9 protein-coding genes are annotated in these 12361 nt (G+C 65.4%); 2 read left to right on the plus strand and 7 right to left on the minus strand.

Features of this window, described 5'->3' with window-relative positions; translation table 11 throughout:
- Window positions 1–368: 368 nt before the first annotated feature.
- The 4 genes from MUG98_RS04460 to MUG98_RS04475 all read right to left on the minus strand — a co-directional run bounded on the left by MUG98_RS04460 (window position 369) and on the right by MUG98_RS04475 (window position 5909).
- Window positions 369–2345 carry a glycosyltransferase family 39 protein gene (locus tag MUG98_RS04460; RefSeq protein ID WP_265110951.1) on the minus strand — a complete coding sequence of 659 codons (1977 nt, stop codon included), beginning with the start codon at window positions 2343–2345 and terminating at the stop codon, window positions 369–371.
- Complete coding sequence (locus MUG98_RS04465) at window positions 2335–3297, minus strand: glycosyltransferase (RefSeq protein ID WP_265110952.1); 963 nt, start codon at window positions 3295–3297, stop codon at window positions 2335–2337. The genes MUG98_RS04460 and MUG98_RS04465 overlap by 11 nt, the downstream gene beginning before the upstream one ends.
- Window positions 3294–4367: a DUF354 domain-containing protein gene (locus MUG98_RS04470; RefSeq protein ID WP_265110953.1), complete on the minus strand. Its 1074-nt coding sequence runs from the start codon at window positions 4365–4367 to the stop codon at window positions 3294–3296. Before MUG98_RS04470 ends, MUG98_RS04465 begins: the two co-directional genes overlap by 4 nt.
- A gap of 141 nt (window positions 4368–4508) precedes the next feature.
- Window positions 4509–5909 (minus strand): nucleotide sugar dehydrogenase, encoded by a 1401-nt coding sequence (locus MUG98_RS04475; RefSeq protein WP_265110954.1) that lies wholly within the window; start codon window positions 5907–5909, stop codon window positions 4509–4511.
- Window positions 5910–6267: 358 nt separating this feature from the next.
- Between MUG98_RS04475 and MUG98_RS04480 the strand changes: the two genes are divergently transcribed.
- Together MUG98_RS04480 and glmS are read left to right on the plus strand one after the other, a co-directional pair.
- Window positions 6268–6915: a helix-turn-helix transcriptional regulator gene (locus tag MUG98_RS04480; protein WP_265110955.1), complete on the plus strand. Its 648-nt coding sequence runs from the start codon at window positions 6268–6270 to the stop codon at window positions 6913–6915.
- Between the two features lie 698 nt (window positions 6916–7613).
- On the plus strand, window positions 7614–9422 hold the full coding sequence (gene glmS / locus MUG98_RS04485) for a glutamine--fructose-6-phosphate transaminase (isomerizing) (protein WP_265112550.1): 1809 nt from the start codon (window positions 7614–7616) through the stop codon (window positions 9420–9422).
- An 82-nt stretch (window positions 9423–9504) separates the two neighbouring features.
- Here the strand turns inward: glmS and MUG98_RS04490 are convergent, their stop codons facing one another.
- The 3 genes from MUG98_RS04490 to MUG98_RS04500 form a co-directional block, all read right to left on the minus strand.
- Window positions 9505–9693: a hypothetical protein gene (locus tag MUG98_RS04490; protein WP_265110956.1), complete on the minus strand. Its 189-nt coding sequence runs from the start codon at window positions 9691–9693 to the stop codon at window positions 9505–9507.
- A gap of 836 nt (window positions 9694–10529) precedes the next feature.
- Entirely contained in the window at window positions 10530–11474 is a 945-nt protein-coding gene (locus MUG98_RS04495) for a carboxypeptidase regulatory-like domain-containing protein (RefSeq protein WP_265110957.1), read from the minus strand.
- A gap of 502 nt (window positions 11475–11976) precedes the next feature.
- A complete protein-coding gene (locus MUG98_RS04500) occupies window positions 11977–12294 on the minus strand; it encodes a hypothetical protein (RefSeq protein ID WP_265110958.1) in 318 nt (105 codons plus the stop codon).
- Window positions 12295–12361 lie beyond the last annotated feature (67 nt).

Genomic DNA, 12361 nt, shown 5'->3' on the forward strand with positions numbered 1-12361 from the left:
ACCCGTTTGCTCGTCGGCCGGAAATCCGCCCGTGACGCCGATCGAGGACCGGAGATGCAACGCTCAGAACGGTGTCGAAGGGGCGGGCCCACCGTTGCGACGAATGGGCCGGACGCAGTACCTCGGTTCACCATCGTCTCGACCGGTGCAACACTGGAACCGCCGCGAGTAGCGGGCAAACCGGGCAGAACGCTGACGGCAGCGGAACCGATCGAGCTACCGGACACTCCGGGGTCCGCACCCAGCGAGTGCGGTAGAGACCCCAGTTGGAAAACGAGGACAGCTACTCGCTCGTCGAGACCGTTCTTTCGTGACGGTATCGCGGTGGTGGTCGACGCCCAGTCGCGTACTCGCCGGCGAGAAGCCGATCACGCACTCGCCGGCGACGTGGTACACATCGTCACGTCCCCGTTCGTGTAGACCGTCGCCTGATCGGACCGACACAGCCTGTCCTGCGAGATTTGCTCGATCCGGCCCTCCCCGCCGTCGTCCGTAAAGTAGACCGCGTCGGACGACTGTCTCGATCGGTAGACCACGTACTCGTGATCCGCAACGCCGCCGTCGGGGACCGTCGCGGTCGTCGTCGACGGGTACGCGCCGGTCCGGCTGAACAGGGTCTGGTAGGGATGATCGGTGTGGAGTTGCTGATCGGGACGGATCTCGCTGCCGTCCGGCGAACCGGTCAACTCGGCGATCGACCCTGCTGCCGCGAGTTCCGACCGGTCGTACGCGAGGCGCTCGTGCTGGTCGTCGAAGGCCGGGTTGTCGATGTTACTCTCGGTCGCGAAGATCATCGCCCCCGGGTAGACGAGCACGAATAGCAGGAGGACGGAGACGACGAGCCCCGGCGAGAGTTTCCCGCTCAGGGTTCGCAGGCCGATCGCGCCGAGAATCGACATCGGCGCGTAGAGGAAGGCGAACCATCGCGTCGGGATGAAGGTGTGGATACCGAACATCGGCATCCCCATGACGAACACGAGCATGAACGCCGCCCCCAGCAAGAGCGTGAACACCGACTGTTCGGCGCGTCGCCGGTGGACGACGTACAGACAGCCGACGAACGTTGCGCCGAGCAGGAACAGGAAGCCGAGGGCGTCGATGTAGGGGACGAACTGTTCGACCACCGTCGCCGCCTCGGCCCCCGCCTCGGCCGGGTCGCCCGACGAGTCGCTCGCGATGTTGAGGAAGCCGGCGCTCTCCTCGACCGTCTGGCTGAAGAAACTCAGGACGGTCGCCAGGAACGACTGCTGACGATACGGCGTCAGCGACCAGACGAAGATCGTGAGCCCGAAATTGAAGACGACGAGCCCGACGAGGTTGACCGGCTTCTTCGCCCGGAAGACGCTCGCGTCGAGTCGCGTGAGCCCGAGCGGCCCGACGACGAACACGAGTTGCGCGACGAACGCCGCGATCAACAGCACGAGCATGATGAACGTCGACACCTGGTGGGTGAGGATCACGGCGACGCTCAACAGGAGGAGCAACGAGAAGTCCCGGAACGTGTACTCGATCCGCATCACCCGGATCAGCGCGTACAGCATCCCGAGGAAGAAGACGAGCCCCAGACTCGTGGGGATGAGATGCATACCCCACATCACGACGTGGCTCGCCAGGGCGTAACACCCCGCCGCCAGCGTCGCCCACCGTTGCGAGACGAGCAAATTCGTCGCCGCGTAGACGAGCAGGATCGAGAGCGGCATCACGAGCCCCACCGAGAGGTACACCGCCGTGCGTATCGGCACGTCGTACAGCAGCGCCGACGCGGCGACGAGCAGGTGGTAGAACGGCGACGCGTAGTGTTTGTCGTCGGAAATCGCGTCGAGAGAGCCCTCCGTGAGGATCGCGCGCGTGAGTTCCGTGTGCGTCCAGATGTCGATCCCGATGTAGCCCGGCGTCACGTACAGCGCGGTGAACCGGAAGACCAACGCGAAGCAGACGATCTGGAACAGCAACAGCCCCGGCTTGAAGTCGCGATCGGTCGTGAAGAGAATCTGGCCGAGCAGGAGCGACCCGACGACGCTCGCCACCCCGAAGAAGAGGTGGGTTCGAGTCCCCTGAATCACCGCCAGGAGCACGAGTCCCGCGAGTCCGGTCAGGACGAGACCCGGGAGCGCCATCGCCACCCCCGTCGGAAGCGTCGGGAGTGTGTGTGCGTCCTCCTGCTGGTACAGGGCGACGAGATACAGCGTACACGCGGTTCCGAGCAGTATCGGGACGGTGTCGAGGTAGATCTGCGACGCGAACAGTCGCAGCGGGAACAGCCCCATCGCGATCAGGAGCCCACCGATCGCGGCGACCGTGTCGAGTCGCAGCGGTCGCAGTTCCGACAGCGATCTATACTCCATGGCCGACCTCCGTGCGCTGTTTCGCTCCGTCACACTGGTCGAGCACCCGACGGTACACGCCGAGGAGGCGATCACCGAGCGAGTCGATCCCGAGCCCGTCGATCGACTCGCGGCCGTTGGATCGGCTGCCCTCGTCGACGATCCGCTCGAGACCGCCGATCAGGGCACCGTCCCGGTCGCTGACGACGCAGTTCTCCACCCCGCCGATCGTCTCGCGGACGAAGCCGACGTCGGTCGAGACGATCGGCAGGTTGCACGCGGCAGCCTCCTTGACGACCATCGGCCCGCTCTCTCGTTTCGACGTCACGAGGAGGACGTCGCTCGCGTTCATGTAGGCGGGGATCTCCTCGTGGGCGACGCCCGAGACGGTCCGCAGGTCGACGTCGACGTCCGCACGCTCGACGAGCCGGCGCGCCCGCGGGAAGTCCTTCACGTCCCGGTCCCGGTCGTACGGGAAGAGCGCGATCGGTCGATCGGTCTCCCAGCCGACGCGATCGCGGGCCTCGTCCCGCGGCATCGGCCTGAACAGGTCGGTGTCGACGCCGAACGGGAGCAGATCGTGCTCGGTTCCGAGTGCGCGTGCCATGGGCCGGCTCGGAACGACCGCGGCGTCCGCCCGTCGGGCCCCGAACCGGCTCAGCGATCGGAGCCACGAGTGCTCGCTCATCAGGTCGGTCCCCCACAGGGTCACTACGACGGGCCGGGTCGGCTGGGCGAGCGCGAACGGGACGACGAGGCCGTAGTTCGCGTGCACCAGGTCGTACTCCGTCGACCGGATCGTCGAGAGGACGTCCCGGTAGTATCGCGCGTACGCCGTCGGCGATCGGGACGAGTCACCGCCGTGCTCGCCGGGCACGCCGAGCACCGTACAGTCGACGCCGCGCTCCTCGAGGGCCGACACCTGCTGGTCGAAGAACGGTCGCGGCGTCGTGACCAGCTGTAGTACCTTCATCGTTCGCTCGTCGTGGTCGCGTGAGCCGATCGGTTCGACGCGGATGTCCGCGCGAGCGTTTCGAGTTGCTGGACGACGAGTTCCGTCACGTCGACCCGCTCTTCGAGCAGGGCGTCGCGGCGTCGTCGCCACGGTTCGCGGGATTTCCCGACGATCGAGACGGCGCGTTCGAGCCCGCGCACGTGTCGCATCTCGCCGTTGTACTCGAACAGCAGCCCGTACTCCTCCTCGAGTTCGGTCGTGTAGCCGAGCGAGAGGGGGTTCACGTAGACCGACGGCGTTCCGAGTACGGCGGCTTCCGACGCGGTCGTCGCGCCCTCGCTCAGGGCGACGTCGGCGTAGGCCAGCAGGTCGTGCATCCGGTCCGGTGCCGTCGAGAACTGGTAGGCCTCGAGGTCGGCCGGGGGCTCCCCTTCCGCCGCGAGCAGGACCCGGACGCCCTCGTCCTCGAACCGATCGACGATCTCGTGAGGGTCGTCGAAGCCACCGTGGCCGACGTCGTGGGAGGCCCCCCAGCTGCTGAGTCGCACGACGGCGAACTCCTCGTCCGGCTCGATGTCGACCGCCTCGAGAACCGACGGATCGGGTTCGAACCGATCGGGGTGAAGGTAAGCGAGTTCGTGGTACCCCGGGTACGACACCTGTTTCGGGCCGAGGTCGTCCCGGTAGCACGACGGGGTGCAGATCACGTCCGCGAACGGGTAGCCGAGTTTCGTGATGAGGGTCGCGTGTTCGGTGTCGTAGAAGACGATACTCTTCGTCCGCAACGCCGACGCGACGTGGGCGGCAGCGACGCCGCCGATCGCCGCGATCACGTCCGGATCGATCCGTTTCGCTCGCCGCAACAGTCGCATCTCGTAGGTGGCCTGGACTGCGGCCAGCGAGAGCAGTCCGTCCGACTCGCCGGCCAGCACCTCGTGGTCGATATCGTAGGCCTCGAGGAGCTCGATCGCGACGTCGTTCTCGCGCGCGAAGACGTGTACGTCGTGCCCCCGCGCCTGTAGTTCCGCGATCGGATTGCGGAAGAAGTGAACGTGACCGGGGTGCTGGATCGTGATCACGACGCGCATCGAGGTGCCACCTCCGCGATCGCGTTGGCGTCTCGATCGGACTCCGTACGGGCCAGTCGGATTCCGGGTCCAGTACCCGCCGCTCGGATCGCCGCCGATACGATCCCGCCGTCGACCGACCGATCGCTGGATAGCATCGTCTCACAGCCTCCGATAGACGAATCCCGCCTCGACGGCGTCGGATTCCTCGATCGCGCCCGTCACGTCGATCAGTGCGGGACTCGCTTCGACTTCTGACGCCACCGCCTCGAGGTCCAGGTCCACGAACTCCGCGTGGGGTGTCGCGAGCACGACCGCGTCGTATCCCTCGAACGAGAGCGTCTCCTGGACCTCGATGCCGAACGCGTCTCGGACCGCCTCGTCGTCGGCGAACGGGTCGAATCCCGCGACGTCGACGTCGTACTCCTGGAGCGCGTCGACGACGTCGACGACCTTCGAACTGCGAATGTCGCCCACGCCCGGTTTGTACGACAGCCCCAGTACCAGGACGCGACTCTCGCGGAGCGTCTTGTGACAGCGGTTGAGCGCCTTGATCGTCATGTCGGCGACGTGGTCGGGCACCGACTCGTTCACCTTCCGGCTCGTTCGCACCAGCTCCGGCTCGTACCCGTCCTGTGCCGATCGGTACGCGAGGAAGTACGGATCGACCGGGATACAGTGGCCGCCGACCAGTCCCGGCCGGTAGTCGTGGAAGTTCCACTTCGTTCCCGCCGCCTCGAGGACCGCCCGGGCGTCGACGCCCATCTCGTCGAGCGCCATCGATAGCTCGTTGACGAACGCGATGTTGAGGTCGCGCTGGGCGTTCTCGACGACCTTGCACGCTTCCGCGGCCTCGATCGAGGGAGCGCGATGGACGCCCGCGTCGACGATCGACTCGTACAGCGTCGCCACGTCGTCGAGCACGCTCTCGTTCTGCGCACTGACGACCTTGACGACGTCCTCGAGGCCGTGCTCGGGGTCGCCCGGCGTGGCGCGTTCCGGCGAGTAGCCCACGAAGAAGTCCTCGCCCGCGACGAGATCGGACGCGTCCTCGAGCGCCGGGACGAGCACCTCGCGCGTCGAACCCGGGTAAACGGTCGACTCGAGGACGACCGTCGTCCCGGGATCCATCTTCGAGCCGACGGTGGTCGCCGCGCTCTCGACGTAGCTCAGGTCCGGCCGATCGTCGTCGTCGATCGGCGTCGGAACGGTGATGACGACGTAGTCAGCCTCGCCGATCACGTTCGCGTCGGTGGTATAGGAGATGTCACCGTCCTGAATCACCTCGTCGGAGAGGTCGCCGGTCGTGTCGATCCCCGCCTGCAGTCGATCGACCGTCCTCTCGTCGACGTCGTACCCGAGCACGCGATACTCCGACTGCGCGAAGCCGACTGCGAGCGGCAGTCCGACGTACCCGAGTCCGACGACGCAGATCGTCGCCTCGCGGGTGGCCTCCTCCTCGACGTGCTCGAGGGCGGTTCCCCCGCCGCTCGCGTCCAGGTCGTACCGGTCGCTCTCTCGATCGTCCCCTCGCGTCTCCGTGTCGCTGATTGTCGTGGTCATGGGTGATACGTTGTCGCAGGACCGTCGCACGACCGAGTGCGACGGCGACTGTGCGAGATTGATGTGCCCGCAATCGTGGGGCGTGCCTCAGAACCCCCAAGTCGGTGGGGGCCGTTTACTATACCTCGAATAAACGGTTGCAAGCGGCGCGGGTGAGAGAATCCGGACGACTGAGCGGGGAGCGGGCTGGTTTGTCGGATCGGCAGGCAGACGTCGTGACGGACGTTTATACCGTTGTTAAACGCTCATGTACCGATTCATAATGAAGGTCCTTCGGATCCGATTGCCAGTGCGGTCGGTGAACTCACGACGGTCGTGAGTCGACCACCCATCGACCGCAGCAGAACCGTGACAACCCATGGTGCCCACTATCCAGACCGGAGTCGGAGCCTCGTTCGCGTCGATCCACAGCAGTTACCCGATTAACATGGGTTCCGTTCCGATCTCCCAGTTCGACACGCACTCGATCGCGATACCGACGATCGGCTCCGAGATCGGTGTCCGATCCGGTGGACTGTTGTCCTGGATGCAACCGCTTCGCGTGGCGTCGTTCTGGGAGATAGCCATGGTCGCGGTTCTGTTCTTGCTCGTCAGCGGGCTCGTCGGAATTCGCGTCGCAGAGATGCTGGCGGAACGCGACGTCGAAATTACGGCGCTCCCGCTGATCACGGACACGGCAGCTGACTCGGACGAGGGGGACCGCACACGTACCGACGATCACCTGGGGTACGAACGGTATCTCTCGCCCGACACACCACCGGAACTTCTGAGCGACGAAGGGAGAGTGGTCCGACTGCTCGTCGCGAATCGCGGTCGTATTCGACAGCACCAGATCGCCGAAGAGACCGGTTGGTCGAAGTCGAAGGTCAGCAGGATCTGCTCGCAGATGCACGCCGACGGGACGATCGAGAAGTCCTCGGTCGGGAGGGAAAACGTCATCACCCTCACCGAGACCGAACCGGACGACGAGACGCAGTCGGACGAGGTCGAGAATCCGCTTCCGTGAGCACGCGTCGTGCATGCCACCACTCTGTTTCGCACCACCCGGAAGCGAACCGGACCCGCCGCGCCGGCGGCACCCACTTTTTCCGTCACTTGGCTACCGACGACGCCTTCACTTTCTCGTCACTTGCCTCTCGACGCCCTCACGTTCCCGTCACTTGCCCACTGGCGACGGCATCTCCGACGGCGACGGTTCCACTGGCCGTCACGACACGTCTCACAGATCGCAACTGGCGTCCAACCGGAGACTCGTTTAAGATCCACGTAAGCGCGTCGACGCGCCTCGTAGCGGTTTCGAGCCGACGAATTGTTCCTGCCCGTCTCGGGAGTACTCGGGACGCCGGTTCGATACGTACCGAGCCGGACGGTTGTCACGATATTTGGGTGCGGAATCGGGGGACGAGACACGACTTGCACAGCACGAAACCGTGTCTGACGTTATACAGCCGACAGTGACCGTCTTATTCGTCGTATAGTAATGGCCGCTGTCTGATTTGGAGTGCAGTGGAGGCCCGCCCGTCCAGCAGTGGACGACGGACGCGGGTAGGAATCAACAATGACACGGAACAGTACTGCACTGCGGGCAGCGGTCTCGAATCGTGGCGACACGACCGACACAGTCGTCGATCTCCCCGTCTCACCCCGATCGCCGGGTGGTGTGACGTGGTCGACGCACGTCTCTCGAACGGAGGTGAACGGCTGATGTGCGGTATCATCGCACGTATCGGCCAGGGTGAGGCGGCGGAGACGCTACTGTCGGGACTCGAGAACCTCGAGTACCGCGGCTACGACTCGGCGGGGATCGCCGTCCAGAACGGGTCGGGCGTCAAGGTTCACAAGACCTCCGGCGAGGTGGCGGACCTCAAGTCCTCGCTCGACGCGCATCCCCACGGGAACATGGGGATCGGCCACACCCGCTGGAGTACCCACGGGCCACCGACCGACGAGAACGCCCACCCGCATACGGACACCGCGGGCGACGTCGCCGTCGTCCACAACGGCGTCATCGACAACTACGACGAACTCCGGGCGGAACTCGGCGAGAAGGGCCACGAGTTCGAGAGTGACACCGACACGGAAGTCATCCCGCATCTCATCGACGAGTACCTGAAGACGGCCGACGACACCGAGGAGGCGGTTCGACGGGCCGTCGACACCCTCGAAGGGAGCTACGCCATCGCCGCGATCGTCGACGGCGAAGAACGGGTCTACGCCGCACGAAAGGGCTCCCCGCTCGTGCTCGGACTCGACGAGGCGGAGTGGTACCTCGCCAGCGACGTCCCGGCGTTCCTCGATCACACCGACGAGGTGATCTACCTCGAGGACGGCGACCTCGTCGTCCTCGAACCCGACTCCTACCGGATCACCGACCTCGAGGGGATTCCGGTCGAGCGATCGGTCGACACCGTCGACTGGGATCCCGAAGACGCGGGGAAAGGCGAGTACGACCACTACATGTTGAAGGAGATCCACACGCAGCCGACCGCCCTCTCGAACACGATCGAGGGCCGGGTCGAGAACGGTGACGTCGCCTTCGAAGCCCTTTCGCCGGGGACGTTCGAGGCGGTCGAGACCGTTCAGTTCGTCGCCTGTGGAACGTCGTATCACGCGGCGATGTACGGCGGACAGCTGTTGCGGGCGGCCGACGTCCGGACGGAAGTCCTCCGTGCGAGCGAGTACGAGTCGATGTCCGGACCGGTCGACGAGGAGACGCTCGTCGTCGCGGTCACCCAGAGCGGCGAGACGGCGGACACGCTCGACGCGCTCCGGATCGGGGCCGATCGGGGCGCGCGAACGCTCGCGGTCACGAACGTGGTCGGGTCGACGGCGGCACGCGAAGCCGACGACGCGGTCTACATCCGGGCCGGCCCGGAGGTCGGCGTCGCCGCGACGAAGACCTACTCCTCGCAGGCAGTCACGCTCGCGCTACTCACCCAGCGCATCGCCGGCGACGTCCCGGACGCGACCCCCGTCGAGGACCGATCGGCGATGCTCGAGACGCTCGCGGACCTGCCCCAGCACGTCGAAACCGTCCTGGAGACGAGCGAGGCCGAGACCCTCGCCCGGGAGACGCTCGACAGCGAGTCGTACTTCTTCATCGGGAACGGCCTCGGCCACTCGGTGGCGCTCGAGGGGGCGCTGAAGTTCAAGGAGATCACCTACGAACACGCCGAGGGCTTCGCCTCCGGCCAACTCAAACACGGCCCGCTCGCCCTCGTGACCGAGGCGTCGCCGGTGATCGCGGTCTCGACCGGCGATGACGACGACAAGACGAAGACGAACGCGATCGAGGCGCAGTCACGCGGTGCGCCGATCGTCGCCGTCGGTCCGGACGATAACTCGCTCGTCGACGTCGCGGACGTACACCTGTCGATTCCCGAGACCCATCCCGTCTGGGCGGGCCTGCTCGCGAACGTCCAGCTGCAGTTGCTCTCCTATCACGCCGCGAACCTGCTCGATCGACCGATCGACAAACCACGCAACCTCGCGAAGAGCGTGACGGTCGAATGAGCCTGTCGGTGCGGAAATAACGCATTTTCGGCGCGTCGTTCGAGACGGACAACGCCTCCGGTTACGATCGCGCGAGTCTGTGCTACAGCGACCGCTGCAGCCCCACCTGGCGAACCGTGTCGCTGGCCACCGATCGGTCGATCAGCGGCGCTGTGACCATGATCGCCCGCCGTTCGGTCCGGTCGCCCGTGTGGCCGGTGATCCGGATCGAATCGGCGTCCACGACGGCGGTCGAGTACACGCCGATTTTCTCGGGTGCCGTGGCTCCCACACCGATCCGTACCGAGCGCACACTTGCGACGACGCTGTGCAGTACAGCGTCTCGAATTCGATCGTTCGTCCACCGTCCAGCAGTCGATCGCTGATCTCCGTGACGATCGACTCGACGACGTCAGGTGCGTAGGCCACCGGGGAGCGGCCGCCGTACTCGACGCCGACCGACTCTGTCGTGACTATCGGCGATCGTGAGCGCTCTTTCGAGCGGTCGATTCCGCTCCCGCTGAGCCGATCGAGCCCGGTCACAGTAGTCGATCGCCGCGTCGAAAGACCGGCATAGGAGCGAGCGTCGTTTCGGCGCCGCGAGGAACGCGAGCCGGATGCGCGAACCGGGCCCAGTCCCCGGTACCGAGGCCCCGATTTCGCCCTCGGTCGGTCACGACGCGTCGACGTGGGGTCTCGATCGATCCCCGAACTGATCGCGGACGCGATTCGATCGAGTGGGAGTCGCTGGGCTGGACGCGAACGACCGGAAGGCGCTGGGCTCGACTCGAAAGGCTGGGAGTCGGTGAACCGCCGCGCGGACTACCGTCCGGGTTCCGACCGCCAATCACAGTGCGCTCCGGATGTGGTTCCTGATACCTGCTTGCTGCCGAGTCCGTGATACCCGCCGGGCTTACCGATTCAGGAACAAAACGATCGGAAACAGCCCCAGCCGCGTGGAGAACCGGCATTCGAGCACGGCCTCACGAGGTGCTGTTCGACGCCTCGTCACCGGATCGAGTCGGGGTTCGAGAAAACCGCCGTCAGAAAGTGACGAATCCGCGTGTGGCCGGCCCAGGGATACGCGTATGGCCAACCCCTATCGCAGGCGCGATCGCGTCGATCGGGCTAGTTCTCGACGAGCGTCAGCGTGATCGTCTCGTCCTTGCCGTCGATCTCGACGTCGGTCGTCGTCTCTTCGTACCCCTCAGCGTTCGCCGTAACCGTGTACTGGCCGTCCTCGACCTCGAACTCGGCTTCCCCGTCGTCGTCGACGTCTTGCTTCTCGGTCGAGCCGAAGGGGAATGAGCCATCCTGGAGTTCGACGGTGGCGTTGTCGATCGGATTCCCGTCCTCGTCTTCGACGATCGTCGTTAGCGTGTACGGCGAGCTATCGCCGGTGTCGTCGTTGCCGTCGTCGGTCGATTCGAGCGTCAGCGTGATCGTCTCGTTCTCGCCGTCGATCTCGACCTGCTCGCTCGTTTCGTTGTACCCGTCCGCGTTCGCCGTGACGGTGTACTGGCCGTCCTCGAGTTCGAACTCGGCTTCTCCGTCCTTGTCGACGTCTTGCTGCTCGAACGAGCCGAACCCGCCGTCGACCTCGACCGTGGCATCTTTGATCGGGTCACCCGCGTCGTCTTCGGCGATCACCGTCAGCGTGTGCGGTTCGTCGGCGCCAGTTTCGTTGTCGGTCTCGTTACTATCGCTGTCGCTACCGTCGTCGTTGCTACCGTCGTCGTTGCTACCGTCGTCCCCGCCGCCTCCGTCCTCGGTTCCGTCGTTCTGGTCGCCACTATCAGTCTCATCCGTGTCGTTGCTACCGTCCGCGTCGGAGCCGTCGTTCTCGTCGCCGGAACCCGCCGTATCGTCGTCCGCAGACCCCACGTCGTCAGTCGGCGCTGACTCGTCCCATTCGTCACTCACGGCCCCGAACGCACCGCCGACGGAAGCGCCGCTCGCGGCGAGTGCCAGCCCGGCCAGCAGGAGGACGATGCCACTGACGGTGAGCAGCACCTGGACGCTGGTCTGAATCGATCGCGACTTCGCACGTTGGTGTCGGGCGTTACGGCGCATTGTCAGTATTGAGGTACAGTGTTCGGTGAGTCACACGCTCGTCGAACGATCCGTTCCCGCCGGTCCTGGCCGATCGATAACCGACCCAATTTCGCGCTGGGTCACCCGCAGGTCGGTCGATATCTCCGTTCCGGTCGATGGGGAGCGATTCAGCGGACGAGTCGGAGTGTACTGCCGGCCGCGTCGGCCGCAGCACACGGTTACAGACGGGGTCATTACCCGGCAGTTTCGCTCCTCGATAGTTCACTATACTCCTGTTAAACCGTTTCACGAGGCCGAACGGTCCACGGGAACCGCCAGCAACGGTGGACGCGACGGAATCCCTCGTTCCGATCGCCCGGACCGGTCGCGATCGGCCTCCGTCCGTCGTGGCGGTTGGCTCGGCAGCCAGCAGTGGTCGATCGCTTCGAAAAAAGCTACTGTCAGTACTTCCCAATCGGTGTCAGCGCCGCTGTTGAATCCATGGACTGATTACTGGCTGGACCTCGATGGCCGGCGTCGGTCACTGGTCGATTCCGGGTCGCTGGAAGGTCGATTCGGCCGAGTCGTCGTCGGAAAGCGCCGCCTCGAGTTCCGCCGTGTCGAGGACGTCGTTCCGTGCGTACTCCTCGTCGCGCCAGAAGTAGTACGTCTCGGCACAGCCCGCGACCAGCTCGGAGAGCGGCGTCTCCTCGTCGTGAACGACGGACACGAGGTCGCCGGTCACCGCGATCAGGATCGCGTCCGAGGGCTTCCGAAAGGCATCTCGAAGGTCAGAGCAGGTGCAATCCGTCGGGAACTCTACGGAGACACCATCCACGGTCGCCCATCGTGTTTCCATAGCCAACCGGTCGGGCGCGACGTCCTATTCCGTTCGGCCCGCAGGTACAGGCCGGTCTTGACGGTCG

Source organism: Halosolutus halophilus, assembly GCF_022869805.1.
Classification (GTDB): domain Archaea; phylum Halobacteriota; class Halobacteria; order Halobacteriales; family Natrialbaceae; genus Halosolutus; species Halosolutus halophilus.

Bases quoted from the DNA above. Each gene is read 5' to 3' on its own strand.
- MUG98_RS04460 (WP_265110951.1), bottom strand. From the start codon at position 2,345: ATGGAGTATAGATCGCTGTCGGAACTGCGACCGCTGCGACTCGACACG.
- MUG98_RS04465 (WP_265110952.1), bottom strand. From the start codon at position 3,297: ATGAAGGTACTACAGCTGGTCACGACGCCGCGACCGTTCTTCGACCAG.
- MUG98_RS04470 (WP_265110953.1), bottom strand. From the start codon at position 4,367: ATGCGCGTCGTGATCACGATCCAGCACCCCGGTCACGTTCACTTCTTC.
- MUG98_RS04475 (WP_265110954.1), bottom strand. From the start codon at position 5,909: ATGACCACGACAATCAGCGACACGGAGACGCGAGGGGACGATCGAGAG.
- MUG98_RS04480 (WP_265110955.1), top strand. From the start codon at position 6,268: ATGGTGCCCACTATCCAGACCGGAGTCGGAGCCTCGTTCGCGTCGATC.
- glmS (WP_265112550.1), top strand. From the start codon at position 7,614: ATGTGCGGTATCATCGCACGTATCGGCCAGGGTGAGGCGGCGGAGACG.
- MUG98_RS04495 (WP_265110957.1), bottom strand. From the start codon at position 11,474: ATGCGCCGTAACGCCCGACACCAACGTGCGAAGTCGCGATCGATTCAG.
- MUG98_RS04500 (WP_265110958.1), bottom strand. From the start codon at position 12,294: ATGGAAACACGATGGGCGACCGTGGATGGTGTCTCCGTAGAGTTCCCG.